Here is a 26382-nt window from a genome sequence, read left to right on the forward strand (position 1 = left end):
TCCTTTTTCTAATGATTTTGTTATTCTTCCACCAGCCGGCCGTCCACTGTTACGGTGACCACCTGCCACGGAATGAATTTTCCGCTCTGCTGGAGCGCCTTTTTCGCCGCCAGTTCCAGCCCGCCGCAGCAGCCGTTGCACTTCTCCTGATCGATTTCAATGATCCGTCGCTTCATGTTCGGTCCTCCTGTTGCTTTTCTGCGCTCATTGTACTATACTAAAGGCAACAAGTCGGTTGAATTTTCAACGAAAGAGGATTTTTATGAAAGAATTTTTTCCGGTACTCCACACCGCGGCGCTTTTCTCCGGCATTTCCGACGATGAGCTTGCCGCCATGCTCTCCTGCCTTGGGGCGAGGATCGACACCTTCCCCAAAGGCTCCCGCCTGCTCCGCGCCGGAGACGCGGTGGATGAAGTGGGGCTTGTGCTGGCAGGCAGCGCCCTCATCGTGCAGGAGGATATCTGGGGAAACCGCAACATCCTCTCCAAGACCGGGCCGGGGCAGACCTTCGCGGAGGTGTTCGCCTGCGCGCCGAGGGCGGTGCTGAACGTGAGCGTGGAGGCGGAGAGCGCGGTGACGGTGATGTTTCTGCATATAAGACGCGTTTTGAGCGTGTGCCCCTCCGCCTGCTCCCACCACAGCCGGATCATCCGCAACCTGCTGGGCGAACTGGCAGAGAAGAACCTGCGGCTCAACGAAAAGCTCACCCACATGGGCCAGCGCACAACGCGGGCAAAGCTGATGTCCTATTTTTCCGCCGAGGCGCAGCGCCGGGGTGGCTATGAATTCGACATTCCATTCTCCCGCCAGCAGCTTGCGGATTATCTCGGCGTGGAGCGCAGTGGACTGTCGCTGGAGCTTGGAAAAATGCGGGATGAGGGCCTGCTTGACTTTCATAAAAGCCACTTTCTTCTCCAGGCGCCAGAGACGGACGGCCTTCCTCCTTCTGCGCGTTAAGAATCTCCCCTTCAAGCCCCCTTTGGGCGTATTGGAAAGTGCGGATACACCGGGCAGAATGTTGGGCTTTTACAGAAGGAGAGCGCAACTACGAACCTGCAGAGATTGACAAGGTCGCGTCAGCTCGTACAATCTGATTTGATCATACCCACAGCCGCTTTGGCTGTGGGTATTTTCTGTTTGAACTTCAAAAGCTTTGCAGAACACAAGGAGCCTAATGCCAAATTCAGCATGTCACCAACTATGAGGAAAACATCTTTTAGAGGAAGATCAAAAGGTTCGACAGGGAAGATGAACAGTGTCCTTTTGCGATGCCGCTTCCGAAAGGTTGCGGCTTCACCCCTTAACGAAGACTTTAAGTTAAATCTGTTATACTGCTGCAGTCCCCTCAAAAATACAGACAGGAGAAAAAATTGACCGTATGATGAAAAAAAGATATCTCGCTATTCCCATTCTTGCAATCGCACTACATTTTTTGCTATCCAATCTATTATATTTCCTTGTGGAAAGGCTCGTTTTGGATATTTTTCATATCCCCCCGCAGCAATTTATGAAACACTCATATTGGGGCGAGATTTTGATCTACGCTGTTCTTATCCTCGTATTCTTTACGCTCTATAAACTGCTTTGGAGGAAAGATATAAGCGAACCGCGCACAGCGACAAATTTTAAAGATGTGCTCGGCAGTCTGGTCGTGGGATTTGGCATTTGCGGGATCTCCGGTCTTTGGATCATGCTGGCAGAACAGCTTCCCTCGCTGCAGAAAAGCGTTGAGGCAATAAACGCCGGTGCTGAAAATATTGCCGGCGGAAATGCATTTGGAACATTTATGATTGCAGTGATTGCTGCACCTGTTGTAGAAGAAATTCTATTCCGCGGCATTGTACTTCGCTCCATGCGGAAATTCATCCCCGTTTGGGCCGCGATTCTAATATCATCTGTACTCTTCGGCGTTTATCACCTGAATATCGTGCAGGCTGCCTATGCCACCTTCATGGGTATTGCCGCAGGAATCCTTTACGAGAAGAAAAAGAACCTGCTGTTTCCCATCCTCGTGCATTTCGCAAACAACCTCATTACTATGCTGCAGGGCTTTGCGCCATCCGAAGTGAATGAACTGATCAGCATTTTTATTCTGATTATGATTGCTCCGGCAGGGTATGTCGTCTACCGCTCACTCAGACAGGACAAAAGAGCAGATAGCATGTAAGGTTTTTATACAATGTATAAAGCATACAGCGGCACAGAGCAACTCTCTGTGCCGCTGTTTTTTTATCATGGAAACAGGAACCGGGGCACAGTAAGCAACGCCAAAGCCACGGCAGCCCATCTTATCTGTCCAGGTATTTCCACAGGAATCTGGTCCAGTTCCATGGTCGCCGGCCAAGGAAGCGGGTACACACGGTTGAAACGACCGTCCCCAAGCCTACAAAGATATTCAATGACCACAGGGCTTGTGTATGAGGAACACACCCCCTGTGGTCAACATATCCAGGACGAATATCCATTATGACGGCAAAAAGCAGAAGCCACGTCGGCGGATCAAAACCACACCTTTGCAGATACTCGACCACGCGCTCCCTTATCTGCTGTTACGGCAGTCGCCTATGCACTGTGCGGTTCGTTGCATCTTCACATATGCCCTCGGAACAGGTGTTGCTCACATATTCGCGAAGTTTTCCGCAGTAGAGCAGTGTGTGCGGCACTCTAAGGAACTGCATCGGCTGTATGATAGAGGAACGTAGCTGTTCCATGCCGTCAACCCGACTTTTTGTGAGAAGCTCTCCGACAAACTCTGAGCAATAATAGCAGTCCTCCTGCTTCCAGACAACATGGAAGTATGCCAGACATAAGCCAATATAGTTGTAACTGTACTTCCTCCTCCGCTTCCACATCACATCGAGCATTTCTTTGAGCTCTGCGTGTTGTTCTTCTGTGACACTCACGCTCAGAACCAACACCTTGGTTTCGGAAAAACGCTTGAAGGTACCGGTACGGGGAGACTCTATCACGAAGCCGCCCCAAAACGGATTATAGGGATGCCTGCGGCCAAAAGAGTACATCCTCTCTAAATCTCTGGACAGGCTGATGGAGGCGTGGTTATATTCTGCGCCGGTGATTTGTTTAAGGATCCGGGACAGAAGTGTTCCGGTCTGGCTGATTACGATATACAGCTGTTTATTTTGATTGCTCATATGCGTATCCTCACAAGATTATCCACAGTACCATGCTATTGGCATAAGAGGTGCTGCAGGTCTCGAAGAAATCCGTTTCGACTATGTTAGCGTTGGTGTGCTGGATGACCCACTTCATGCTCTCCGGTTCGATCTCGAAGCCCAAATACAGTAGTGGACAGCAGAGGCTCATCCAGCAGCTCTTTGCGTATACAACTGCAATTGTTCGACCTTGATTGTATTTTCCCCGCCGCCGCTTCGGAAGCTCTCCATTTCCGAGCTTCTGATACTCACAATAACCTTATCATTGACCTGCAATTCCTCAAAAGAAATCCTTGTAACCTTCTGCGTGGCAAAGTCGCAATAGACCATCGGAGTAGACGAACAGTCTATCAGACATTCTTCGCCTAAAGTGTTTTCATCGGCATCGTCTTTTACCGTTATGGTTTGCTCTCCTGTATCAACTTCCGTGATCACTGCATTGACGGTCAGAAGAGTGTCATCCTTCAATGAACCGCACCCGGACAGGAAGATAAAGAGAGTCAATAAGCACAGAGCGATTCCGATTTCTCTTACATTTCTATCCAGCAATGTCTTATCCTCCTGTTTTTTGCTGCGGAACTTATCCAATCTATGAAAAAGGCACTTCTTCCGCCCTTTGCGTCAGGCGGGACAACGCACAGACTGCGTACATATAGCCTGCAAGAATCAGCGGTGCCGGCAGCCCGTAAAGCAGCGGCGCCGGGATGATACGCCAAAACAGCTTGAGCACACCGATCTCCGCGCCGTAGGTGAAGAAGTAGTTCGCCTCTGGGCAGAGCGTGAGGCGTAAAAGGAGATTGATAAGGTGCGCGCCTACGGCAAGCAAACCAAAGGTCTTGAGGATCCGCGGGATATCCTTGGGGTCGGGGCGGTAAAAGCCCAGCGTCGCCAGACTCAGGCCGCAGACAACAAGGATTGCGTGGGTCACATAGTAGCCGAAAATTCGCGGCATTAACAGCGAAAAGCCGGAGAACAGAGGCTCCGGGAAGAGCAGCGCCATCAGTGCGCCAAGGGGCGCTACAAAGAAGGAAAAGCCCATGATCGAGCGATTTCTCTTCCACACGCCCAGCGGGATCAGAAACAGATTGATGTTGCACAGGTGCAGCGGCAGCTCATTGAAAATGCTGAAGCCATTGGGATAGTACGCACGGATATACGCTGCGTCCATGGACAGCGAGAGCTTGTAGCCGGCAAACAGCGCGAGATTAAAAAAGCAAACGCCGATCAGATACCGGGAGCGCCGTGCTTCCGGTTTTCCGCGCAGCAGCAAGAATATGAGCAGCACCGCCGTTGCCGTAAGCAAAAGCAGAAGCAAATGCGGCCCGCGAAAGGGCGTAATAGAAAATTCGTTCATTTCACACGCCGGAACGTCTTTCCGGTCTTCTCTTCAAGAAATCGTTTGAATTCCTCCACCGTCCCGCCGGTAAGAGTACGCTTGTCCAGAGGCTGCGCATAGCGTTTCTTCATCAGAAGGATGATGTAGTCCTGCGACTCAGCCAGTGCGTCGATCAGCTCATAGTGGAACGTGGAGGTGGTGACCGCCGTAACAACGGTATAGGAATCCTCACCGAATGCGACATGATATTCCTTTGTGCCCGCCAGCGCGTTTTTGCGGGCGATCATGCCATTGAATCGGTCCTGAAACAGCAGAACGGACAGCAGCATCACCTCTGTCAGCAGGGAAGTCACCGTCCTGACATCAAGCGCAAAAGGCTCTCCATCGAATGGGATCAGCAGCAATGCGTTGAATACAAAGACGCTCCAGCCGAAGATGGTCCAAACAATGCTTCTCTTTCGCCGCAGCACCCTGCGCATCGCGCGGGCGGCTATGGTCATAGATCGATTTGTGATGTCGCTGTGAATTTCAAATGTCATACATCTTCTCCGTTGTAAGTAATTCTGCAGCCGCAGGGCGTTGGGGGCCTTGCATCTGCCGCCGGACATCGCGGCGGGACGCTCGTTCATCGCATCAGCCGCATCTCATTCTCAAACTGCTCCATCGCCTCCTGCCGGCTGGGAACTTGTGCAAGCGTGCAGGAAAACGGCTGGCCGAACAGGGGCTGGGACAGAGTCTCCGCCCAATGCGTCAGCACCTCCGGAGTGAGGGGGCGCTCCTCCCGGAGAAAGATCACCCCGTAATAGGGCGGTACAGACGGGGAAAGCAGCTGTGTCAGCGGGACGCCGCTCCGGACGGAGGCGTTGCAGAAATGCATCTCCGGTGAAAAAAGCGGATAGTACAGCGCCCCGACGAACCAGTCCTGTTCACCGCTTCTGAGCCGCCTTGCCTGCTCCAGAAAGTGCGGATGATCCGGATTATCCGGCTCCACAAACTCACCGTCCAGAATGGTCTGGTGAAGTGCAGAGAGGTTATGGAAATCAAAGTGGAAAAAGGGCGCCTTTCCTGCCTCGTCCTCGGAAAGAGAAAACTCCGCCGCATGGAAAGGTTCCCAGTCCTTACAGCAGCGGTAATAGCCCCACCAGTAGTTCCAGTCATAAATATGCAGATATTTTTTTGCTTTGCAGTCCATAGATGTACTCCATTCTGACAATGTGGGCACAAGAGGAAATCACGGGAAACTCTCCGCCCGGCACCAGCAAAGATTCTTTCCAGGCCCGTCCTTTTTACAAGAGGGACGCTCAAAGGCGGCGCGGTGATCTTCTTATCTGCTCACCGGAATGGAGATCTCGAAAACGGCACCGGTGTCCCCGTTGCGGGCGCGGATGGTTCCCTTGTGCAGGTGGATGATCTCCCGGGTCAGCGCAAGGCCGATGCCGGATTTTCCGCTCCGCCCCATATAGAAGCGGTCGAAGATGTGCGGCAGGTCCGCTTCGGCGATGCCGTCCCCATCGTCCTGTATGCGTATCGTCACCTGCCGCCTGTCTGCGCGGCAGGTCAGGCGCAGCTCGCTGCGGGCATATCGCAATCCGTTGGTCAGGATATTCGTGACCGCCCTGCGCATCTGCGTGTCATCGCATTTGACCATGATGGGTTCTTCAGAGAAGTCCGGCGCGATGGTAATGCCGCTGGCAGCGACTGCCGATTCCACGGCGCGTATGCTGTCGTAGAGCAGCTCCCGGATATCCATCTCGGAAAGGGCAAGCTGCTGCCGCCCCATATCGATTTTCGAGATGTCCAGGAGCTCCTCCACCAGCTCCGTCATGCGGTCGCTCTCCTCCAGGATCACCTCCGCCGCGCTGCCTGTGTCCATCACGCCCGCCTGTATGCCCTCCGCATAGCCCTGTATCGCCATCAGCGGCGTTTTCAGCTCGTGGGAGGCATTCTGGAAGAAGGTCTGCTGCCGCTCCGCCTCCTTCTCAATATCCCTGCCAAACCGGAACCCCAGCAGGCACATGACGGAGGAGATCGCCAGCAGCACCGCAAAGAACGCCCAGTTCAGCGTCACGATATAGCGGGTGATGGGCCCGATGTCTATGTACATGATATAGGCGTACGGCTTTTCCCAATCGTCCTGCTCCTCCTGCACGGACATGAATATCAGGTGATGCTTGTCCGTTTTGAAGGTATAGCATTGGTTGAGCGATAGATCCCGCCCCTTACAGTATTCCAGCAGTTTTTTCTCCAGACGATATGCGTCCCTGTTCCAACCGCTTGATTGATTGGCATTATCCAGCTCTAAAAATACGATGCTTGGCGTAAGGAAGTGCTCCTCCGTGTCATTCCATTCATCGTCAAAAAAGGATCCATCGTCGGTATAGGGGATGGTGCGGTTCTGGTACTGTGCCTCGCTGATGAGCGCCTTTTTTGCCTCACGCACAAAGTGTGCAGGTATGATGAGGTTCACCGCCAGCATGAACAGTGCAAAGAGCAGCAGAGCCGAGCAAAGGATCAGATACACGATCCGCAGTTTGATGTTTTTCACGTGCGCTCCGCTCCCTTCAGCTTATAACCAAAGCCCCATATGGTGCTCACGCTGACGGTGCTGCCCGATTGCGTCAGCTTTTTTCGGATACGGCGCAGGGTTTCGTCGGTCACACGGGTCTCCACCTCCGAATCAAAGCCCCACACCGCGCTGAGCAGCTCCTCGCGGGAATAGGCCTTTTCCGGCTGCTTCATCATATAGCTGAGCAGCCGCAGCTCGGTCTGGGTCAGTGCCACGATCGTGCTTCCGCAAAAGACAGCATTTTCCGTAGCGGAATAGCGGAGATCCCCATAGCGCAATTCATCTACTGCCGCCGCTGTTTTCCCCCTGTCCATCTCCACCCGGCGCAGCAGGGCTCTCACCTTCATGAGCAGTATGGTGGGGCGGAAGGGCTTGGTGAGGTAATCGTCGCTGCCCTGGCTGATGCCCATGACATAGTCCAGCTCGCTGTCCTTGGCCGTAAGCAGGATAATGGGGATATCGGAAACCGAGCGTAGCTCCCGGCACACGGTAAGTCCGTCCGTGCCGGGCATCATAATGTCCAGTATTACAAGCTCCGCAGGCTCCTGACGAAACGCCTCCAGCAGCGCGTCGCCGCTTTCAAAGGAGCGCACGGTATATCCGTCGCTTGCGAGGAAGCTATGGAGCAGCTCCCGGATGCTCTTTTCATCGTCCGCCAAATAGATGGAATGTCCCATGCGTCCTCCTTGAAAGCAGCGCCAAATGCTGCGCGTAGGCGCAGCATCGGCATGATGTTGATTTTATACTATCAGAATATCGTCTTTCTGTCAAAAGGGGCAGATGCCGCTTTCGCAGCCGGTGTTGCCCCAGATGGAATCGTACAGCTTGCACAGCCGGCTGTCGATCTCCGCAAGACGGTTGTAGTCGGCGATCAGCGCGTCCTTTTCCGTATCGGTCAGGAAGGTCAAACTGCGGATGAAAGCGGCCTCATCGTAGTTGTCGAAGTCGTAGTCGTCCGGCAGATTGAAGTACGCTTCATCTACCTTGTCCCACAGGTCGGCGTGCTTTTCGCAGACGCGGTCATACTCCTGCTCCAGGGTGTCGATCTCATCCAGTACCTTGGGGTCGGCTTTTTCCAGTGCCTTCTCGTAGAGCGGCATATTGTCGCAGTCGGGCAGCTTCTCATACAGCGCCTCCATTTGGGCGTCCAGCTCGTTCAGCTCCTTGATGTCTGCCAGAAGCGTTTCCTTCTCCGCTTCGGTCAGGGCATTGGTGCTGCGGATAAACGCCGCCTCGTCAAAATCTGTGAAGTCATAGTCGTCAGGCAGGGCGTTGCAGATTTCGTCCAGCTTTTCCCATAGCGCTGCGTTTCTCTGGAAGATGGCGTCGCTCTTCTCTTCCACTGCCTCAATCTGCTCCCAGATGGCGTCCTCGTTCTCGGTAGCAATTTTAGTAACAGGCTCCATTGGTACGGATGTGGCGGCAAAGGCGGAAGTTGCCGTGCCGACAGTCGATACCACCAACGCCAGTGCCAGTGCAAATCTCCAAATCGTTTTCTTTTTCATGGTATGTTACGCTCCTTTTTTGAAGTATTTGTGGTTGTGTATCAACCTTGTCTGTATCATACCAGAAGCTGCATTGAAATTCTCCCGCGAAAGTGCGGGGAAAGTGTCACAAATTCGTCACAGCGCCTGTGTTATACAATGAACACCCACCCGGTAGCCGACCGATGGGTGTTCGTTTCAATCCATTATGGTGCTGAATTTGCCCGCCCCCGCAAGCACAAAAACATGAGTTTCTGCTCCATGCTTGTTCTTTCTCTGTCTTAATCCTCCGATAGAGTGGGAGGTTCTGGTGGGGTCATATTGAACCCCTCCTCGATCCAGCTTGAACTCCCAGTTATAGCTGTTTTTATTATACCTTAAAGTGAATATCACAGAGCATGGCATCCGCGAAAACATCAATATCAAGGTAAGCCCTCACAGCATCGAGATATTCCTCGTCAGCGGGGAGGACGAGGGTGTAATCGGGCTTTCCCTCGACACGCAGCGTCATGCGGAGCATTTCATCCCGATTTTCATCCCGCCAAGGCTCTGCCGGCGAAAGATAGCTGCGGTCGATTGCCATATCCGGCGTCAGCAAGCTGCGGACGTTGGGAATAAAGGCACTGTACCGAGCGTAGTTGTGCCCCTGCGGGTCAATAAGGAAACCGTCCGTTCCCTCCGCGTCGAAGATGAGCAGGCAGTGCCTGGCGTCCTCATCACGCTGGACAGCGTTTTTGTTCTCTGCGATGAAATCATAGTCAGCCAGCAGTGCGCGGCTGAACTGCCTGAACCGCGGGCTTGGCAGCTCGATGACCTTATCCACGGCACAGGATTCTGCCTCGCATCCTGTCTGCTTACACTTCAGTTCTGCTTGAATGATCACATCATCCCTCCCATCTCCATGCGGCTGCTCTGACCACTGTTCATCACTTCCTCCATACTGTAACAACCCTTATAGGCGATGTAACCCCGGTCGGTGAACATCCCGTCCTCCGCGTTTATGCGCTCCGTGCCGCACTTTTCATAGTCATAAAAATCATCCAGGTTTTCGTCATAGTCAAAGCGACCGGACTGCCGGATCATATACTTGCCGTACTCCTGCGGCGTATGCGCACCGGAGGCGAAGTCAAAGAGGTCGAGGTGTTCTGCAAGGTTTTTGATCTGTGCCGCGGACTTTGGCTCTGCCAGCATGACCACAGCGCCCAACTTTCCCACATCTGCTTTTGATAACCCATCCGTTGCCTCTGCCAGTTCATTGAGGTCGGAGAAAGTTTCGTACTCCATATCGAGAAGGACATCCACCTCATTGGGGAGCTGGCTATCCTCCAGCCGCTTGGCGAGGTAATTCAGCTCCTCCACATTGACCGTGAGCATCTCTGCGCGCTTGAGGACAGCGTAGAAGCTGTCGATCTTCTCCACCTTGCAGTCCGTCTTGAGCGCGTCGCCAATCTCCAACGCCGCCAGCAGCTCCATGCAGTGCGCGTACTGGTCGCGGGGGATGGAGAACGGGAGGGTCACCACGCCGTATTCCGGGTGGCTGGGATTACTGAGAACCACTTGAATCATCATTTTTGTTTTCCTCCGATCCGTGATTTTGTTCATTCTGGTCCGCAGGCAGGTATCTTCACTCTGCCAACAGATGAAGCCATGCCCTGGATAGGGGCAGCCGGTGCATCGCTCAAAAAGTGTGCAAGCGTGAATCTCCGGCGGATCGCGGGGATAATCTGGAGCAAAGACTGGGGCATACCAATGGCCCAATGAGCTTTTTCGGTTGATCTGTGGCATTTCATTTCCTCCAATATAAAAAGTGGCCGGAGTCTTATTACTAAAACTCCAGCCGCTGCCATGTCGTATTACATTGTCTGCTCCTGCGAGGAGTGTTCCAGCGCTTTCTCTTGTCTCCGGACGCGCTCGCCCAGATCTGGCACGCATATCTCAATCTGTTGCTGGATGCTACAAATCAAATCTTCCTGCGCTTCAGTGAGTTCAAAAAAATCGCTGTCCATGGAGTCGGCACAGCAGCGATAAATCTCGATCATCTGCTCTGTGGTGAAAAGCTGTTCCTTTGGGATAAGCCCAGAGCGTGTGGCGAAGTCCTGCTTGGCAGCATCGTAGTTCTCCATGAAGTAGTGCCCGTGTACCACGCCCGTGCGGTCATAGTCCCAATCCCATGTGACGAATTGAACGCCGTATTTGCTTGGAGTACCCGCCAGCACCGTGCCGCCAAAGTCAGCGAGGATGCGGTAGTCTCCATCCAGTCCGCTGGCTTTGAGCTGCGGGGCGGCTTCCATAGCAGTCATATACTCCAGCGTCTTCGCGGCGATGTCCTCGACGCGATATAGGGCATCCTCTGCCTAGGGCGTGTCTACATCCTCTCGCCGATAGAACACGCTGCCCTTGCCGGTAATGCGGCAGAGGGGTGTGCCGTTCCAAAGGACGGGCAACTGCTCCCCCTCCACCGGCAGGGTTCCAAAACCAGCACGGTGCAGAGAAATACGGACTTCTTCAAGGTAGCGGAGCTGACGGCTTGTGTTTTGGGTGTCCATGTGAACGATCCTCCTGTTGTAAAAAATAAGGCCGGAGAGGTCTTCTCCGGCCTCAGCCTGTAGAAAAAGTCTGTCTTAGCAATCACGCCAAGGCAGGCTTTTTCGTTTGAAAAGGGAAAATAGCAGCCAAGAAAAATAATCGGCCGCCAAAATCCTTCTCTGCTTCTTCCCTGGAGAAGGATTTTTCCGTTTCCATTTCCAAGTGGCCAGTTTTTTCAAATTCATGGCAGCAAATTTAAGCTTCACCCAGTTGGCAACCTGAGCCAAGCCTCTGTACTGCGTATAGCGCATACCGTGCTTTTCTTTTGCATCGGCAAGCACACGCTCAATTTTTTTGTTGTCTTAGCTTGTAGATATCTCTGTACAAAGGTGTGTGTCGTACATCCTCATCCATATCTACAAAACGCTGCCAGATATGCCTTGTAACGTTTTTTCGCACTTGGCATTTTGTGTACACATCGCTTTTGTTGGGCAGTCTGCACACAGATAAGAGCGGCTTTTATATTCGCGGTAGCCATCGCGGTTCGTGGTAGAATAATGCAGCGCCTTGTATTCCGGACAAATCACATCGTCAAAGTATTCATCGTAAACATACATATACCAAGGATGGTTGCCGTCTTTGGTTTTGGGGCGTGTATAGGCAGAAGTCAGGACTCTGCCACTTTCAAAGATTCTTTTGCAGATCCAAGGGTTTTTGTAGGCGCTGTCGGCTGCAACGATTTTGTGTTCGGGGTAGTGCTGGCAGATATCATCATACAGAGAATCAAATGCTACGCTGTCGTGAATATTTCCTGGCGTAACATGTACACCTAAAATAAAGTTGTGCTTGTCACAAGCGGTGTGCGCTTCATAAGCAAAGACTTTCTTGTGTTCGCCCGAATACGCCGCATTCCGGATCTGTAGTAGAAACAGTCTTTTCTACCATTTCCGATTCACCGGAGTTATCTCCACTGCCAGAATCATTCCCGTTGTTGTTTTCGTCGAAGGGCTTCTTTCCGTGCGCTTCTCTGTCCTTGTCTATCTCATCAAACAATTCGTGTGCATAGCGCTTTGCTTCTTTGGGTACAGCTTTGCGGGCCTGCTTTTTCATATTTGCACTTGCCTTTATGTGCGTACCGTCTACAAATATGGCTTCTGTGTCCAAATATCCCTCGTCCGCAGCTGCCTTTAATACCCAGCGGAAAATATACTCTACCGAGCCAAAGAAAGCTCGTCTACAGTATTTCGTGTGGACAATTTTCTTGGATTGTATCTCCACACCTCTACGGCCACTTGCACCTGCGAATTCTGCAAGCTATTGGTCATAACATCTTTCCATTGAGAGATTCTTTCTGCCGCATAACATCCGACATTCGGTGCGTTCAGCATGGAATACTCTTCCAATGTCGAATATCCGCTTTCCCGCAAATCTGTTCCCACGTATTTTTTCGGAATATAAACTGTTCGTTTTATTGGGTTCAGTAACTTATCTCCTGCTTTTGGGAACAGTGTTTTCGGAGAATCCTCAGATTGCAGGATTCTCTGCACACCGACTTTCCCGATATGCAGCAATCCCATTTCTTCAAGTTGTCTCGATGCCCTTGATATAGAAGTAGGTGTCAGTTCCAAGTCCTTCGCAGCTTGACTTGTAGATAGTGCCTGTGCGCCGCCATAAATGAAATGCAGTAGAAGCATCTGCGCCGATGGAAGTATTTCTTCCCGTGGTATTTTTCCGCGCTGCACCGGACATTCTATCATCTACTATTCTCTTTATTTTCTTCTTCCTGCCGCACTTCCTGCTCATGCAGCTGTTCTTTCTTCTGTTCGTCCTCTTTCAGGATTTCCTGCACAATCTTCTGCGCCACAAGCCAATCCTGCATTTCCGATTTGGTCTTTTGGTACTCTGTATAGGAGCTTTTCTTTCGTTCCAGAAGCATTGCATACTCTGCGTTCAGCTCGCTAATGCGCGGGAGCTTTTTTTCAGAGCCGTTCTCTTTCTTATAGGCATCAAATGCCTTTTTCGCTGCGTTGCGCAAGGCCAGCGTATCCCGATGGGCTTCATAGAACTCTCGATTGTAGCCGGATGCCTTATACGCAGCAAAAACATCTTTTGTCTTGGCATAATTGATTAGATGTTTCCGCAGCACCGACACTTCCGACATCCGTGCCTCATCTGCCTTTACAGATTCCAGCAGCGCAGCGCATTTTTCAGAAATTCCATCTGCCTTTTCTTTCAGCTCTGCATAGCTCTTGATTCCATGCTCCTCCATGAACATCATAGCTTTCGCCATCTGCTTCAGATTAAAGACTTTCGCCCAGCGCGCATATCCTGCGCCTTTGCCCGCCTGCATTTTGGCACGGACATCAATAAGGAACGACAGCTCCGCCTTCTTATGCACCTGTGCAGACCGTGCGCTTGTGCGGGTTTTCTCAACAAATTTGCTTTTGTGAACCGCATTCCCGGCAATCACTTCGTTGAGTTCTTCAATCGAATATCCTTTGCCAAGAGAGCGGAAACGAGCAAATCTGGCGTGACCTTTTCCTCGCGGGACAGGCTGTTTTCCGTCTTTATACTCGTATCCTGCTTCCTGCAAAATCCCAATCAGTTCCCGGAAGTCTTTAGGGTTTCTTGCCAATGCTGCATCAATGGCCTCGCAGATTTCATCCCGCTGCGATTTTTCTCCGGGTATTCCGTTCTCTTCTGCCGCTCTCCATAGGGTTTCCGGATAATGACCGACAACCGGTGTTCCAGGCAGACGATATCACTGAGCCTTGCCAGCGCAAGACCGGATAAGTGAAAATCGCGGAATTTTCTGGTGCAGTCCAATGTAGTCGAATTAAAAATAATGTGGTTATGAATGTGCGCTCGATCAACATGAGTTGCCACGATAAATGCGTGTTTTCCCTTTGTGAATCGCATAGCCGTCTCATACCCAACCTTGTTTGCCTCCTCCGGCGTGATTTCCCCCGGCTTAAAAGATTGCCGGATCTGATATGCAATCACATCATGGGTCTGCGTTCTCCCCGTGATATGCTCATACTGCCGTTTGGAAAGCAGGAATTCTTCATCACAGGTCTTTGCGTCACAGGCATACGCACTAATATATTTTCCATCTTCCGTTTTGGCTGCATTCTCTGAATAATCAGTACGGTCAGCCAGACATTGCGCTACCGTCTTTCCTTTATTGATATGCAGCGCAATCAGTCTTGTAGCCGCCATTTTCATATTCCTCCACCCAACCTCAAATTGTCAAAACATCCTCTACACGCTCACACAGCCGTTCTATCAGTTCCATGATGCCGCCCGCACCAACCGCAGCTGCGAAAAGTCCCATCTCAATCAGGGTCAGCAGGAACACATCTGTCCAGTTCGCCCGTACCACCGAATAGATGCCGCAGCCAAGAACAAACAGCATGACCGGCGAAAGCACCCACAGGGATAGCTGCATCAACAGATTCCAGATAAAGCACAGAAATCGCAGCAGAAACACAACCGGCAGCAACAGGATTTTCAGCACCAGCTTCAACAAAAAAACACACGATCTTCATGGATTTCACCCCTTCGTTTTTCTTTTCATCTATATTTTACCGCACCCGCTTGCCAAACACCACGATGTCAACAGGTAGACCAAATAATATGTAACGGCACAGACTGTTTCATCTGTGCCCTGTGCTGTAGAAATCCCGCACATTTGCGCCGTCAGCGCATAGCCGAAAGCCTCTTCAGAATCAGCTTTTGCATCTCCCAGAGTTCATTCAGCCGCTTCTGCAAATCCCGGATATCCTCCGCATAGATGCTTCCGGATTCATTGGCGCGTTTTGCGTACTGGTTCAGGTTGTTGCTACATCGGCGAAGAAGGGTAGATACCTGCGCCACATCCGACAAATCAAGATTCACGCAGTATCCGTCCAGCGCCATTTTTCGCATATAGGCACCGGTATTCTGAATACCCAATTCCTTCTGCTTTTCCCGAATCCTCGCCAGCTCTTCCGGGTTTACTCTGACATTGATCCAGTGTTCCCGAACGCTCATAGTGCCACCTCCTCATCATCCCGATGTGTCATCGGCGGAATGCGACCGGCACGGTCACGCATCTCTGCCAGGACAGACGGCTTTCCCGTTGTTTTTTCACGGTCATGGTCATCCTTTCCACGGTCATCCATATTCAGCAGTGCATCCAGTTCCGCCAGTCTTGCGCTCTTTTCTGCCAGTTCTGCCTCCTGGGGGAATGGTTTTCCAAGCTCGGCCTGTGCCGCTTCCTGCTGGCTCCTAAGACTGTCCAACTGCTGTTCCGCCTTTTCCAACCTTGCAGGAATCCCGGCAAGGGCATTGTCCAAACGCAGGATATTGCCCGCAGCACTGGTGCCAATGGATACCCGGTGAGTCATCTCGCCTTTTAGCAGCACCTGATACTCTTTCTGGAAGCTGTCAAATGTCAGCTCCATCTTGAAACCACGATAGCTGCCAAGCGGCACCGGCTCCAAACTCTGATTGGCTTTACAGACTGCGAGGATTGCTTCACCGGCCTCGGCTTTTTCAGTAAAGCGTGTGCCATTCACTTCCATGCCGCAGAACCCTTCTTCCGGCAGCGGATGTGCCGCCACCGCCCGGATATCCGACTGAAAGCCTTTGATGAACCCCCGTGTTTTCTCAATCTCCGCAGGGAAATATTTCATCAGCTTATCTTCCAATCGGTACTGCTGGCTCTGATGGTCTGCTTTCAGCACCTTTAGTCTGGCAACATCTACATCCAAGTCCATTTTCTCCTTGATCTGCGGGTCTCCTGCACAAAGTGCCTTGATTTCCGCATAGGAAAGTGCCTGCTCATCCACATCGTCACAGGAACGTACCGGAGATTTGCTGGTCATGATCTGACTGATAAACTTCTGCTTATTCTCCAGTGTCTGATAGAGGTAGGCATCAAAGGTTCCTTCCGTCACATACTGATAAACCTGCACTTCTTTGTTGCGGTTGCCCTGACGGATGATTCGACCATTTCGCTGAGTCATGTCCGCAGGCCGCCAACCCACATCCAGATGATGCACGGCCACCAGCCGATCCTGCACGTTCGTGCCTGCGCCCATCTTCTGTGTCGAGCCTAACAACACCCACACCTGCCCGGTACGGACTTTGGCAAACAAATCCTTCTTTTTTGCCTCGGTATCCGCATCATGGATAAATGCGATTTCTTCTTCCGGCACACCGGACTGGATGAGTTTGGCGCGGATATCCTCATACACGTTGAAGGTTCCATCGTTTTTCGGTGTGCTGAGGTCGCAGAACAGCAGCTGGGTCAGCTTATCCGACTGTCCGTCCTCATAAATCCGAAGCACATTTCGCACACAGGCATTGAGCTTACTGTTAGGGTCATCCGGCAGAAGCGGATTCATCAGCCGCTGATCCAGCCCCAGCTTTCTGCCATCCGATGTGATTTTCAGCATGTTATCGACCGATGGGGCTACCACACCGGAATGCACAGCCGCCGCCCGTTCTGAAAGCTCCGCCACCATCGCCTGCTGATGCTCCGAAGGCTGCACTACTACGGTTTCAAACTTTGCTTCCGGCACCGGCAGATGCAGCTGATCGGAGGTCTTGATATCCGCCACTTCCTTGAACATGTTCATCAGCTCCGGCTGGTTGAAGAACTTTGCAAATCTCGTTCTTGCCCGGTATCCGGTTCCTTCCGGTGCCAGATCGATAGCCGTTGTGGTCTCACCAAAGGTAGAAGCCCAGCTGTCGAAATGGGTCAGCCCTTTCTGCTGCAACGTGCCGTACTGGAGATACCGCATCATTGTGTACAGCTCCGTCATACTGTTGCTGACCGGCGTGCCGGTCGCAAAGATGATGCCGCGCCCGCCTGTCAACTCGTCCATATACTGGCACTTCATAAACATATCCGAAGATTTCTGCGCTTCCGAAGTGGACAAGCCTGCGACATTGCGCATTTTTGTGTAGAGGAACAAGTTCTTAAATGCGTGTGCCTCGTCTACGAACAGCCGGTCTACGCCCAGCTGCTCAAAGGTAATCACATCGTCCTTTCGGTCGGTTGCCCGGAGTTTTTCCAATCTCGCCTCCAATCCTTCCCGGGTCTTTTCCATCTGTTTGATGGAGAAACGCTCGCCATTCTGGGATTTCATCTCAGCAATGGCGTTTTCGATTTCATCAATCTGGGCAGTCAAAATCCGCTCCTGGCGTTCTACGGACACCGGGATTTTCTCAAACTGGGAATGGCCGATGATGACCGCATCGTAATCACCAGTTGCAATTCGTGCGCAGAACTTCTTTCTGCGGGCGGTTTCAAAGTCCTTTTTGCTTGCCACCAGCAGTTTCGCACTCGGATACAGGCGCAGGAACTCGTTTGCCCACTGAAGGGTCAGATGATTTGGAACGACAAACATGGATTTCTGGCACAGTCCCAGCCGTTTTGCCTCCATAGCGGAAGCTGCCATCTCGAAGGTCTTGCCGGCACCCACTTCGTGGGCCAGCAGCGTATTGCCGCTGTACAGCACATGAGCGATGGCATTCTGCTGGTGTTCCCGCAGCCGGATTTCCGGATTCATGCCGCCAAAGCGGATATGGGAACCATCGTACTAACGGGGACGAGTACTGTTGAACAGTTCGTTATACTTTTCCACAAGTTCCGCACGGCGATACGGATCTTTCCACACCCAGTTCTGGAATGCATCCTTAATGGCCTGCTGTTTCTGCTGGGCGAGAGTGGTCTCCTTTTTGTTCAGAACCCGCTCCTGTTTGCGTCCGCGTCCTCCACGGTATCATAGATACGAATATCCCGCAGATTCAGCGTATCCTCCAGAATCCGATAGGCATTGGCTCGGCTGGTGCCGTAGGTCATATAGGCATGGACATCATTCCGGCTCGGTGTACTCTTACCGGTGATCTGCCATTCCGCCGTCATGGGAGAGAATTTCACCTCGATGTTCCGGCGCAGATAAAACGGCGGTTCAAAGGTTTCTTCCATGAACTGCTGGATATAATCCCTACTTACCCATGTGGCACCAAGGCGCACATCAATCTCTGAGGCATCCAGGTCTTTCGGCTGTGCTTTCTTCAAATATTCTGTGTTCACTGCAAAGGCAGGGTCAGAAGCCGCAGCCAGTTCTGCCACGCGGAGCTTTTCCCGGACATTGCCGGACAAATATTCATCAGCCGTCACCCAGCCGTTTTCCTCGTTGTCCTGCGACATCGGGTCTTTGAAAATGACACCATGCAGTTCCTGCCGGATTTTTTCATATTCCCCCGGTGTACCTAAAAGTTCCGACATATAGGGCAAATCCGCTCTGCCGCGCTCCCCGATAGAGATTGCCAGAGCCTCTGCTGGAGTATCTACGCTGGTAACAGCCCGTTCCGGTCGAATCGTCCGTTTGGTGAACATATCCGCCTTGGATTCCAGCCTGCCGTTTTCATCTACATTTTCCAGAGAGCAGAGCAGATAATACGACGAATCTTCTGAAAATGCCTGCGCATTTGCACGCGAGTTGATAAGCCCATACTGAGCGGCGAATCGGTCATAGGCTACATTCAGTTCCCGCTGTTTCTGGGCAATCGCCTCCTCCGGATAGTCGTTCAGCTGGTAGTCGATCAGTTCTTGCACAATGGTACGAAGCTCCACCATACCCTTGATCCTGCCTGTGGCTGTCGCAGAAAGGTCAGCCTTTCGCATGATGCTGTTCTCACGGAAGTAGACATCCCCATCCACCACCGCATAGGAGAAGTTCTTTACATTGGGGTCTGCCGGAATGGTTTCGCCCTGCAAGGACAGTTCTTCCTCCGGAGCCAGCTCCTGCGCTTCATAGTGACCGCCGATGTGCTGCACAGCCTCATGCAGCTGGTCTATCCAGAATCGGAATGACCGTACATTCTTCCTTGCCGTACTGGGTGCTTTCCGTTGTAATCTCACCTAGCACCATTTCCGGGTGGTCAACAAAGTAGCTGTTGAGGGCAATACCCTCCGATGTCAGTCCCAGATGTACCCAGTCCGGTTCGATATCAATGGGATGGTCTCTCCTTTGCAGAAAAATGATATCCGACACTACATCTGTACCGGCATTGGCACGGAATGCGTTGTTGGGAAGTCGAATGGCTCCCAGCAGTTCTGCCCGCTGCGCCAGATACTTTCGCGCGTCCGGATTCTTGGAATCCATCGTATAGCGGCTGGTAACAAAGGCCACGATGCCACCGGGACGAACCTGATCCAACGCCTTGGCAAAGAAATAGTTGTGGATAGAAAAACCGAGTTTATCATAGGGCTTATCACTGACACGGTAGTTGCCAAAGGGCACATTGCCCACAGCCAGATCATAAAAATCACGCCGGTCGGTGGTCTCAAAACCTGCCACCTTGATTTCTGCCTGCGGATACAGCTTCTGCGCAATGCGCCCGGTAATGGAATCCAGTTCCACACCATACATTCTGCTTCCTAGCATGGAATCCGACAGCATACCAAAAAAGTTGCCGACACCCATCGACGGTTCCAGAATGTTGCCTTTTTCAAATCCTATGCCGTCCAATGCTTCATAGATTGCGCGGATCACGGTAGGACTGGTGTAATGCGCATTCAGAGTCGAAGCCCTGGCTGCGGCATATTCTTCTTCCGTGAGAGCTGCTTTCAGTTCCTTATATTCGCCAGCCCAGGCAGTTTTCTCTGCGTCGAAGGCATCTGTCAGTCCGCCCCAGCCTACATAATTAGCCAACGTTTCCTGTTCCTCCGGTGTCGCATCCCTGTGCTGGTTTTCTAAGGCTTTCAGCGTGTAGATTTGCCATCTGGATATCCTTATTATCTTCTGCAACGACAAAATTCCATTCCAGAAGATGTTTTTCCTGAATCCCCGTTGCTTTCAGCTTCCTGATTTTACGCTGCCGCTCCACCAGCTCATCCTGGCGTTTCTTCTCCGCCATCGCTTCCTGCTGGCATCTGCAAAGGCAGGGAACAATCTTGTCTCTGCCCCAGAGCTTTACCCTGCACTGCACCGGCGTGTGGCAGCTCCGACAATACAGCAGACCATCTTCGCCCTTGTATTCCTGCTCTCCGGGTTCTTTCGGCGTAAAGAGCGAATCCAACGCCGCATTCAAAACCTCAGGCACCATGTCACTCAAAGGCTGTCTCCTTCCTCAAATGTGTAGTCTGCCGGGTTATACTTCGGCTTTTCTCTCTTTGCCCAGCTCCGGATTGTGGCAAGGTGATTTTTGTAGCTTTTGCCGGTGGAGGCCATATACTCAGAGAGCCGTTCCACCCGCATCAGATAATCTCCCGGGAACTCCTGCCGGAGCTTGCTGTATTCCGTGTCAGAGAGAAGGACATTTTCATATGAGCCATACCGGTGCTGGATTTCCTTTCTTTCTCTTTTATTGATTGTTTCAGTACTTGTTCTATTAGTACTTAATTGCGCGGGATTTTCCGTAACCGGTGTGTCCGTATCCGGATTTACCGTATACGGCTTTTCCGTACACGGTGATTCCGAACACGGCTTTTTCCTTGGCATCTCATAGATCACATACTCCGCTCTGCCCATCCGACCGTTGCTCTCACGCTGCTGGTTCCTTTCCAGATACCCAAGACGTTCCAGTTCTTTCAGAGCTGTAAGCACCCCATCTACGCCATCCGGTGTAATCGAAGATAATCCCCGTACCGAATAGTTCCATGTGTCCGGCAAACTGAGCAGCATAGAGAGAAGTCCTTTTCCTTTCAGGCTGAGACCCTGATCCCGCAGGTGGTAATTGCACATCGTTGTGTAATTGCTGTTCTTCTCAACCCTGAATACCGGCATGGTGCTCACCACCCTTTTTCGCAGGCTCCGCTTTTTTCTTCGGACATTTGCGCGGACGATCTTCGCTGTCCTCCCGGCGATGGTATTTGCCGGTATCCTGCATCATGCGTTCAAATGCCTGAAGTCGTCCCTCTGTAAAAAGTGTCATTCGATCACACCCCATTTCTTAAACAACTTGAAGAGATGATTCTTTCCCTTGCAGGTCACTCTCGTCTGCTGTACCAGTTTTCCGCTTCTGCCGTAGCAATCCCGGACAATAAAATAGCCTCTTGCAGATTTGTCTGCAAAAGGCATCAGCCAGTCGCTTGGACTGCGGTACAGATAGCGATGGTCCAGTAAGAGAGCCACTGCTGTCTTCTCCGGGATACCGATTTCCTGACAGAAATTCCGGATGCAGGTGCAGTCCTCCGAATTTACAAAGGTGTCGAAGTAGTCTGCCTTGGGCTGCGCCGCATCCAGTTGTTTGCAGATACCCTCAAGCTGCTCTCTCTCGGCTACAAGCTCCTGCGCCAGAGTGTAGATGACCTCCGGATGCTGAATCACCTGATCCAAAATGGAATCGCTCATATACACACCATGCTTGCGGATGGAAGGGAGAACTTCATCAAACACCCAGCGTTCAAATCGTTCTGCCGATGGCAGCTTGCTGTGAACAATCAGCCGGTAAACATCGCCTTCTGTGATAAAGGAGATTTCAACAGCCTGCTCTCCAGCATCCCCATACTGATTCACCTTCTGAACGACCCCCTCGCGTTTCGTTAGGGGGCCTCTGCAATGGCGTTTCACTGCGGCATAGGGATTCACATACCCCAACGCTTTCGCTACATCGCTTGCACAGAAGAAGGTCTTGCCTACCTCTTGCAACACGCGGATCGAACCAAACTCCTGATTTTCGAACACCTCCATCATCTGCCTCGACTGTCTGCCATGACTGTCCACAGCGGTGTCATGGGTCTTTTGATTGAAATCCGTCATACCTGTTACCTCCTGCTCGAATTTGTCTCGCCGGATTTCTGGCGAAAAAAATAGAGCCTCAACCCATTCTCGTTTTCAAAGAATGAGCCAAGGCTCTATGTAAATCAGTCAAGTATGTGTTCGTCCGTTGACGGCAAAATTGGACTACATTTGCTCCTATTGTCCACCAGTAATTTAACCCATAAGAGGTCAAAATGGGCTTGTCCACCAGTAATTCGGCCACTATAAACCCATAAATTTCCGTTCAAATTCCATCAAAATCGAACAGTCCAGACAGAATTTTGGGTATAGAAAAAGCCCGGAAAATGGTGTATTTCCGGGCTTTTTAGCATTATTAAGCTGTAGATTAGCGCTTGGAGAACTGCGGTGCGCGACGTGCAGCCTTCAGGCCGTACTGCGCGAGTTTTTGAGCTGTTTTCCCTTGATACTCCGGGCTTTTCCGGCTTTCTGCCTCTCAGTTATCCGGTGTGCGGACCATAAAAAACGGCCTTTTTTCATTCAGCAATAGCCTGCTGAAACGCACCATTTACTACCCCAAACAGCTCCTCTGGTTTATTGTACTTCACTTTTGCATAGATGTCCATAGTTGTTTTGCTGTTTTCGTGTCCGGCAAGGTATTGGACGGTCTTCGGATCAACACCAGCATAGAGAAGATTGGTAATGTAAGTGTGCCGCAGCTGATGCGGGGTTACATCAAAGTCCAGCGTATATCTGATTTTGGGTTGATTTTTCTGGGTCATGCCCAGCGTTGGGGTAACCGTGTATTTGATGCTCTGCCCATTCACATACTTATAATAGTTCCGGGGCTTAGTGGAGCGGACAACGACATACTGCCACACTCTTTGAAACTGCGAAGCAGCCAGCGGCTCCCCTTTGCTGTCAGCAATCACATAATCTGATATGGAATTTTCTTTCGTTTCTCTCAGACAATCCACCAAACACTTCGGTATCGGAATATCCCTTTTTGCCGCCGGAGTCTTTAGCACCGTAGAAATCACGGGTCTGTTATGCTCTGTGCGCCATGCCCGCCTCACCGATAGATAAGGTGTATCCTCGTCCAGAAATACACAATCCCATTGCAGTGCAAGAATTTCTTCCCGACGCAGACCGGAATACAAACCGAGCATAATAAACAAATATGGAGGAAGTCCCTTGACTGTATCCAGAAGCACGGCTACCTGCTGATCTGTCAATGCCTCCTTCTTTTTTGTCGGTTTTCCGCCTTTACCGGATATTCCCGCACAGGGATTGTGTTCAAGAATTTGGTTTCTCTCTGCCGCATAAAAAATGCACTTGAGTAGCATATTGACCTTATTGTATAAGCCTTCCGATTTCTTTGACAATGGAACAAGCGCCAGCCGAATATCGTCAGCGGTCACTTCTTCCATATACATCTCTCCCAGAGGTTTTATGATATAGTTTGTCATATCCCTCGTATAACCTCTGAGTGTAGACGCAGACACCTTTGCCGACTGCATCAGCAGCCACTTCTCTCCATACTCGGCTACTGTCGGGTGCTGCCGGTGAAAGATAATTTCTTCCACCTGCTTCCGGGCCTCTAACTGCTTCTCATACAATTCCTCACAAGTAGCGGCATACAAACTCAACTCTTTTCCATCTGCATCCGTAATCCTGGTTCTGTAATACTGGATTCCTTTCAATGTAATGGTCCCGTACTTCGGGATCTGTGTTTTCTTTTTTGCCATCTTTGATCGTCCCTTCTTGATAATGTGTAGTCTCCGTATCTACACTCTCTTTTTATCAGAAAGCCTCGATTTAATCAAAGATACGGCTGAGGTAAAACAAAGAGCGAGACATCCTTGCCTCGCTCCTGCTTCATTTCCTATTTGTTATTACTGTGCTGCATCCCAGCTTGCAAACGCACAGTTCATTGATCTGACCAGCTCATCTGGTCTGTTGTACTTAACCTTTGCATAAATGTCCATGGTAATCTTGCTGCTTTCATGGCCTGCCAGGTATTGAACCGTTTTGGGATCTACCGATGCATGAATGAGATTGGTAATGTAAGTATGCCGCAGCTGATGGGGTGTTACTTCAAAGTCCAGACTGTAAACCACTTTTCCGTTATGAGCAGCCTTTTCTCCCAAGACAGGTGTGACAGTATGCTTTACTCTTTTTCCATCTTCATACCGATAATAGCTCCGCTCCTTGACCGTCCTCGTAACAATATACTGCCAAAGTCGCTTAAACTGCGTGTAGGACAGCGGTTCGCCGTCCCGGTTTGAAACCACATACTCCGAAGTCGATGTTTCCTTTGCTGCTTTCAAACACTCAGCCAAGCAAACAGGAAGAGGGATATTTCTCTCCGCAGCCTTGGTTTTCAATTCGTCTGAGATTACCGGTCTGTTGTGTTCTGTGTGCCATGCCCGCCTTACCGTCAGATATGGAGTATCCGTATCCAGATATACTGAATCCCATTGCAGAGCAAGAATTTCTTCCCGGCGCAGCCCTGCATATAAACCAATCATGACAAAGACATAAGGCGGCAAATCTCGGATAGCATCCAAAAGGCGTGCTGCCTGTTCATCTGTCAAAGCCTGACGATCCTCTTGTGGAACACCGCCACCTTTTGTCGTGAGATAAATCGTCGGGTTATGGTCAATGATCCTGCTTTCCATCGCTGCGCGAAAGATAGATTTGTAAAGGATTACCACAGATTTATAAACCGATGCAGATTTCTTGGAAACCGGAACAAGGGCAAGCTGAATATCATCCAGGCTAACCTCACCCATCCGTTTATCTCCCAATTCCGCTATAATATGCCGCCTGACCTTTGAGGTGTAATCCGTCAAAGTAGTAGCTCGTACATGAACCGACTGCATCAGCAGCCACTTTTCACAATACTCTGCAACTGTGGGCGTTTTCCGATGAAAAGTGGCATTCTCAATCTGTTCCAACGCAAGCGTTTCTTTGTTGTATAGTTCTTCAGGTGTTTTTGCGTAGATAGCTACGAGCTTACCATTCGTGTCTTTGATTCTGGTCCTATAATATAGGACACCTCTTTTCATAACTGTGCCATATTGAGGAAGCATTATTTTCCTATTTGCCAATTCCTCCACCTCCTAAGAATATACTCCAGCGCTGTATCTATGTTTTATCAGACCATTATGATTTCGACAAGGATACGGACCGGCTTACACTCCAGCTCTGCGAGGTTTACGATAAGTTGCGTTCTTTTCTGCTGGCTTTGCTCTGTGGGTGCATTTTGCGATATACTCCTGAAGGCCCGCTGAGGTAAAGTACACACAGCCATTCTGCACATATTGCACATAAGAAATAAGACCATTGTTACGGGCCGCGTCCAGCGTTGCAATGCTGATACCCAAAATTTCTGCTGCTTCTTTTCGTGTAATAAGTTTTTCCATAAAGCATATTTCCTCCAATCTGTCAAGTTTATCATCGTGTTTGTTCAAAGCCACATGAATACGCTGGCAGCCGAAACTGCCAGCGCATGGTATCTGATTTTGAACAGGAAGCTACAAACGCTTCCTATTTATATAACTCAGCTTTCGTCATATTTGCCACGCCCCCTGACGATGGGAACACAACAGGTCTCCGCTGGCGCGGCTGTCATAACTCCGCAGCATCGTTCGTATCGTGTGCCGCAGGGTTCCCCCCAAGTCTTTGGCGGGCCGTGAGGAAGTATCTTTAAGCCCCCATGCAGTCATCGCGCCGAATCTGCCACAATCCGTTTTATGAAATCGTAGATCGCTCCGAAGCAGTTCTTTCATCACCTCCCTGACTGCTCCATCTTCGCGGCGTTCCACACTCGCTCGTACACGGGTTATGTACCTGTTATGCTGTCTATGAAATTGTCAAAGTGCTGATGAAGGGGAAAACTTGTCCTTCTTATAAGCACTGACAAAAAGAACAAAAAACAGGCGCTTCAAACGAAAATTTATCAAAAATATTTTGCCAGCTGCTTCAGACCACGCCGAATGCTGTCACGGACACGGCTTGGATCTACCCCCTCTGCTGCGGCTATCTCTCCTACTCTCATGCCCAGATAATACCTGGCATAGATCCGCTTGGCTTGTTTCTCCGGCAAAGCCATTACTACGGCATAGATCTGCTCCCGCAGCTGCTTTTCCTCCAGAAACATTTCCGGCGTCTGGGGCTTCAGTAGGATCGCATTTTCAATGCCATTGTCACAGTCCAGAGAGTAATGCGCCTTATAACGATACATCCTCCGGTCATAGGCAGCTTCTGCACGCTCAGAGTCTCTGATCGTCTCCAGCACATCTTCTGTTACTTCTACAAAGTGATCGGTTTTATAAACATCGGGATACAGATCCCGGAGATTGACTTTCTTCATTATGTACCTCCATTTCGATTCACGGGTGGTTAACGGGTGAATCGAATGGAGGCGGAGACCGACACCGGCAGACAACCGGGTCATCTCCGAAAAAATGGCAACAAAAAACGCCAGATTTCCGTGAGAGAAAACTGGCGCGCCAAGAACAGCCATTATTATGCTGAATTACATGGAACGATAATGCCGATGCAATGTTATAC

The 26382-nt window shown here is 50.8% G+C and carries 28 protein-coding genes and 3 pseudogenes; 2 read left to right on the forward strand and 29 right to left on the reverse strand.

Annotated features, from left to right (window positions below):
• Positions 1-20: 20 nt before the first annotated feature.
• Positions 21-131 (reverse strand): annotated as a pseudogene (locus tag DWZ82_RS10775) (4Fe-4S ferredoxin); the annotation flags it as partial.
• Between the two features lie 131 nt (positions 132-262).
• On the opposite strand from DWZ82_RS10775, the gene DWZ82_RS10780 reads away from it, so the two are divergent.
• Together DWZ82_RS10780 and DWZ82_RS10785 are read left to right on the forward strand one after the other, a co-directional pair.
• A complete protein-coding gene (locus DWZ82_RS10780; RefSeq protein ID WP_118480775.1) occupies positions 263-958 on the forward strand; it encodes a Crp/Fnr family transcriptional regulator in 696 nt (231 codons plus the stop codon).
• Positions 959-1379: 421 nt separating this feature from the next.
• A complete protein-coding gene (locus DWZ82_RS10785) occupies positions 1380-2168 on the forward strand; it encodes a CPBP family intramembrane glutamic endopeptidase (RefSeq protein ID WP_118480777.1) in 789 nt (262 codons plus the stop codon).
• A 382-nt stretch (positions 2169-2550) separates the two neighbouring features.
• On the opposite strand, the gene DWZ82_RS10790 is transcribed toward DWZ82_RS10785, so the two are convergent.
• The 28 genes and pseudogenes from DWZ82_RS10790 to DWZ82_RS10925 all read right to left on the reverse strand — a co-directional run bounded on the left by DWZ82_RS10790 (position 2551) and on the right by DWZ82_RS10925 (position 26182).
• Complete coding sequence (locus tag DWZ82_RS10790) at positions 2551-3153, reverse strand: hypothetical protein (RefSeq protein ID WP_118480780.1); 603 nt, start codon at positions 3151-3153, stop codon at positions 2551-2553.
• A 168-nt stretch (positions 3154-3321) separates the two neighbouring features.
• Positions 3322-3723, reverse strand: a complete 402-nt coding sequence (locus DWZ82_RS10795) for a hypothetical protein (protein WP_243022935.1) — start codon at positions 3721-3723, stop codon at positions 3322-3324.
• A gap of 40 nt (positions 3724-3763) precedes the next feature.
• Positions 3764-4528 (reverse strand): YwaF family protein, encoded by a 765-nt coding sequence (locus DWZ82_RS10800; RefSeq protein WP_118480782.1) that lies wholly within the window; start codon positions 4526-4528, stop codon positions 3764-3766.
• The gene (locus DWZ82_RS10805) at positions 4525-5049 is read right to left on the reverse strand and encodes a YcxB family protein (RefSeq protein ID WP_158575205.1); all 525 of its coding nucleotides are present in this window, start codon (positions 5047-5049) and stop codon (positions 4525-4527) included. Before DWZ82_RS10805 ends, DWZ82_RS10800 begins: the two co-directional genes overlap by 4 nt.
• Before the next feature lie 86 nt (positions 5050-5135).
• A complete protein-coding gene (locus DWZ82_RS10810; protein WP_118480786.1) occupies positions 5136-5702 on the reverse strand; it encodes a hypothetical protein in 567 nt (188 codons plus the stop codon).
• A gap of 132 nt (positions 5703-5834) precedes the next feature.
• Positions 5835-7055 (reverse strand): sensor histidine kinase, encoded by a 1221-nt coding sequence (locus DWZ82_RS10815; protein WP_118480788.1) that lies wholly within the window; start codon positions 7053-7055, stop codon positions 5835-5837.
• Positions 7052-7753 carry a response regulator transcription factor gene (locus DWZ82_RS10820; protein ID WP_118361954.1) on the reverse strand — a complete coding sequence of 234 codons (702 nt, stop codon included), beginning with the start codon at positions 7751-7753 and terminating at the stop codon, positions 7052-7054. Before DWZ82_RS10820 ends, DWZ82_RS10815 begins: the two co-directional genes overlap by 4 nt.
• Before the next feature lie 90 nt (positions 7754-7843).
• On the reverse strand, positions 7844-8581 hold the full coding sequence (locus tag DWZ82_RS10825) for a hypothetical protein (protein ID WP_118480790.1): 738 nt from the start codon (positions 8579-8581) through the stop codon (positions 7844-7846).
• 349 nt (positions 8582-8930) lie between these two features.
• On the reverse strand, positions 8931-9443 hold the full coding sequence (locus DWZ82_RS10830; protein ID WP_118480792.1) for a DUF6329 domain-containing protein: 513 nt from the start codon (positions 9441-9443) through the stop codon (positions 8931-8933).
• Positions 9440-10129 carry an antirestriction protein ArdA gene (locus tag DWZ82_RS10835; RefSeq protein WP_118480794.1) on the reverse strand — a complete coding sequence of 230 codons (690 nt, stop codon included), beginning with the start codon at positions 10127-10129 and terminating at the stop codon, positions 9440-9442. The genes DWZ82_RS10830 and DWZ82_RS10835 overlap by 4 nt, the downstream gene beginning before the upstream one ends.
• 284 nt (positions 10130-10413) lie before the next feature.
• Positions 10414-10860: a hypothetical protein gene (locus tag DWZ82_RS10840; RefSeq protein ID WP_147356930.1), complete on the reverse strand. Its 447-nt coding sequence runs from the start codon at positions 10858-10860 to the stop codon at positions 10414-10416.
• 54 nt (positions 10861-10914) lie between these two features.
• A complete protein-coding gene (locus DWZ82_RS10845) occupies positions 10915-11106 on the reverse strand; it encodes a hypothetical protein (RefSeq protein ID WP_118480798.1) in 192 nt (63 codons plus the stop codon).
• A 75-nt stretch (positions 11107-11181) separates the two neighbouring features.
• Positions 11182-11427: a transposase gene (locus DWZ82_RS10850; protein ID WP_158575207.1), complete on the reverse strand. Its 246-nt coding sequence runs from the start codon at positions 11425-11427 to the stop codon at positions 11182-11184.
• A gap of 75 nt (positions 11428-11502) precedes the next feature.
• Positions 11503-12018: a transposase gene (locus DWZ82_RS16100; protein ID WP_118480802.1), complete on the reverse strand. Its 516-nt coding sequence runs from the start codon at positions 12016-12018 to the stop codon at positions 11503-11505.
• Positions 11954-12250, reverse strand: a complete 297-nt coding sequence (locus DWZ82_RS10860) for a hypothetical protein (RefSeq protein ID WP_118480804.1) — start codon at positions 12248-12250, stop codon at positions 11954-11956. Before DWZ82_RS10860 ends, DWZ82_RS16100 begins: the two co-directional genes overlap by 65 nt.
• A 47-nt stretch (positions 12251-12297) precedes the next feature.
• Positions 12298-12843, reverse strand: coding sequence for a MarR family transcriptional regulator (locus DWZ82_RS10865; RefSeq protein ID WP_243022936.1), 546 nt, complete (start codon positions 12841-12843; stop codon positions 12298-12300).
• Positions 12840-14311 (reverse strand): annotated as a pseudogene (locus DWZ82_RS10870) (relaxase/mobilization nuclease domain-containing protein). The gene DWZ82_RS10865 and the pseudogene DWZ82_RS10870 overlap by 4 nt, the downstream one beginning before the upstream one ends.
• 16 nt (positions 14312-14327) lie before the next feature.
• Positions 14328-14615 carry a hypothetical protein gene (locus DWZ82_RS10875; RefSeq protein WP_243022937.1) on the reverse strand — a complete coding sequence of 96 codons (288 nt, stop codon included), beginning with the start codon at positions 14613-14615 and terminating at the stop codon, positions 14328-14330.
• A gap of 170 nt (positions 14616-14785) precedes the next feature.
• Positions 14786-15118, reverse strand: a complete 333-nt coding sequence (locus DWZ82_RS10880) for a plasmid mobilization protein (RefSeq protein WP_118480806.1) — start codon at positions 15116-15118, stop codon at positions 14786-14788.
• Positions 15115-19569, reverse strand: a pseudogene (locus DWZ82_RS10885) (SNF2-related protein). Before DWZ82_RS10885 ends, DWZ82_RS10880 begins: the two are co-directional and overlap by 4 nt.
• 220 nt (positions 19570-19789) lie before the next feature.
• On the reverse strand, positions 19790-20200 hold the full coding sequence (locus DWZ82_RS10890) for a hypothetical protein (protein ID WP_243022938.1): 411 nt from the start codon (positions 20198-20200) through the stop codon (positions 19790-19792).
• Complete coding sequence (locus tag DWZ82_RS10895; protein WP_118480808.1) at positions 20197-20871, reverse strand: helix-turn-helix domain-containing protein; 675 nt, start codon at positions 20869-20871, stop codon at positions 20197-20199. The genes DWZ82_RS10890 and DWZ82_RS10895 overlap by 4 nt, the downstream gene beginning before the upstream one ends.
• Complete coding sequence (locus DWZ82_RS15400; RefSeq protein ID WP_185911899.1) at positions 20852-21019, reverse strand: hypothetical protein; 168 nt, start codon at positions 21017-21019, stop codon at positions 20852-20854. Before DWZ82_RS15400 ends, DWZ82_RS10895 begins: the two co-directional genes overlap by 20 nt.
• A complete protein-coding gene (locus DWZ82_RS10900; RefSeq protein ID WP_118480810.1) occupies positions 21016-21846 on the reverse strand; it encodes a phage antirepressor KilAC domain-containing protein in 831 nt (276 codons plus the stop codon). Before DWZ82_RS10900 ends, DWZ82_RS15400 begins: the two co-directional genes overlap by 4 nt.
• A gap of 494 nt (positions 21847-22340) precedes the next feature.
• Complete coding sequence (locus DWZ82_RS10905) at positions 22341-23552, reverse strand: tyrosine-type recombinase/integrase (protein ID WP_007882176.1); 1212 nt, start codon at positions 23550-23552, stop codon at positions 22341-22343.
• Between the two features lie 147 nt (positions 23553-23699).
• Positions 23700-24917, reverse strand: a complete 1218-nt coding sequence (locus DWZ82_RS10910) for a tyrosine-type recombinase/integrase (protein ID WP_118480812.1) — start codon at positions 24915-24917, stop codon at positions 23700-23702.
• Positions 24918-25001: 84 nt separating this feature from the next.
• Entirely contained in the window at positions 25002-25232 is a 231-nt protein-coding gene (locus DWZ82_RS10915) for a helix-turn-helix domain-containing protein (protein WP_008728422.1), read from the reverse strand.
• A gap of 536 nt (positions 25233-25768) precedes the next feature.
• Positions 25769-26182 carry a sigma factor-like helix-turn-helix DNA-binding protein gene (locus DWZ82_RS10925; RefSeq protein ID WP_118480816.1) on the reverse strand — a complete coding sequence of 138 codons (414 nt, stop codon included), beginning with the start codon at positions 26180-26182 and terminating at the stop codon, positions 25769-25771.
• Between the last annotated feature and the right edge of the window lie 200 nt (positions 26183-26382).

The organism is Butyricicoccus sp. AF35-5AC, assembly GCF_003477715.1.
In the GTDB taxonomy this organism is placed as follows: domain Bacteria; phylum Bacillota; class Clostridia; order Oscillospirales; family Butyricicoccaceae; genus Agathobaculum; species Agathobaculum butyriciproducens.

Bases quoted from the DNA above. Each gene is read 5' to 3' on its own strand.
- DWZ82_RS10915 (WP_008728422.1), bottom strand. From the start codon at position 25,232: ATGGAAAAACTTATTACACGAAAAGAAGCAGCAGAAATTTTGGGTATC.
- DWZ82_RS10900 (WP_118480810.1), bottom strand. From the start codon at position 21,846: ATGACGGATTTCAATCAAAAGACCCATGACACCGCTGTGGACAGTCAT.
- DWZ82_RS10825 (WP_118480790.1), bottom strand. From the start codon at position 8,581: ATGAAAAAGAAAACGATTTGGAGATTTGCACTGGCACTGGCGTTGGTG.
- DWZ82_RS10845 (WP_118480798.1), bottom strand. From the start codon at position 11,106: ATGGACACCCAAAACACAAGCCGTCAGCTCCGCTACCTTGAAGAAGTC.
- DWZ82_RS10780 (WP_118480775.1), top strand. From the start codon at position 263: ATGAAAGAATTTTTTCCGGTACTCCACACCGCGGCGCTTTTCTCCGGC.
- DWZ82_RS10865 (WP_243022936.1), bottom strand. From the start codon at position 12,843: ATGATAGAATGTCCGGTGCAGCGCGGAAAAATACCACGGGAAGAAATA.
- DWZ82_RS10880 (WP_118480806.1), bottom strand. From the start codon at position 15,118: ATGAGCGTTCGGGAACACTGGATCAATGTCAGAGTAAACCCGGAAGAG.
- DWZ82_RS10820 (WP_118361954.1), bottom strand. From the start codon at position 7,753: ATGGGACATTCCATCTATTTGGCGGACGATGAAAAGAGCATCCGGGAG.
- DWZ82_RS10805 (WP_158575205.1), bottom strand. From the start codon at position 5,049: ATGACATTTGAAATTCACAGCGACATCACAAATCGATCTATGACCATA.
- DWZ82_RS10925 (WP_118480816.1), bottom strand. From the start codon at position 26,182: ATGAAGAAAGTCAATCTCCGGGATCTGTATCCCGATGTTTATAAAACC.
- DWZ82_RS10835 (WP_118480794.1), bottom strand. From the start codon at position 10,129: ATGATGATTCAAGTGGTTCTCAGTAATCCCAGCCACCCGGAATACGGC.
- DWZ82_RS15400 (WP_185911899.1), bottom strand. From the start codon at position 21,019: ATGACACTTTTTACAGAGGGACGACTTCAGGCATTTGAACGCATGATG.
- DWZ82_RS10790 (WP_118480780.1), bottom strand. From the start codon at position 3,153: ATGAGCAATCAAAATAAACAGCTGTATATCGTAATCAGCCAGACCGGA.
- DWZ82_RS10840 (WP_147356930.1), bottom strand. From the start codon at position 10,860: ATGACTGCTATGGAAGCCGCCCCGCAGCTCAAAGCCAGCGGACTGGAT.
- DWZ82_RS10905 (WP_007882176.1), bottom strand. From the start codon at position 23,552: ATGGCAAAAAAGAAAACACAGATCCCGAAGTACGGGACCATTACATTG.
- DWZ82_RS10895 (WP_118480808.1), bottom strand. From the start codon at position 20,871: ATGCCGGTATTCAGGGTTGAGAAGAACAGCAATTACACAACGATGTGC.
- DWZ82_RS10800 (WP_118480782.1), bottom strand. From the start codon at position 4,528: ATGAACGAATTTTCTATTACGCCCTTTCGCGGGCCGCATTTGCTTCTG.
- DWZ82_RS10785 (WP_118480777.1), top strand. From the start codon at position 1,380: ATGATGAAAAAAAGATATCTCGCTATTCCCATTCTTGCAATCGCACTA.
- DWZ82_RS10810 (WP_118480786.1), bottom strand. From the start codon at position 5,702: ATGGACTGCAAAGCAAAAAAATATCTGCATATTTATGACTGGAACTAC.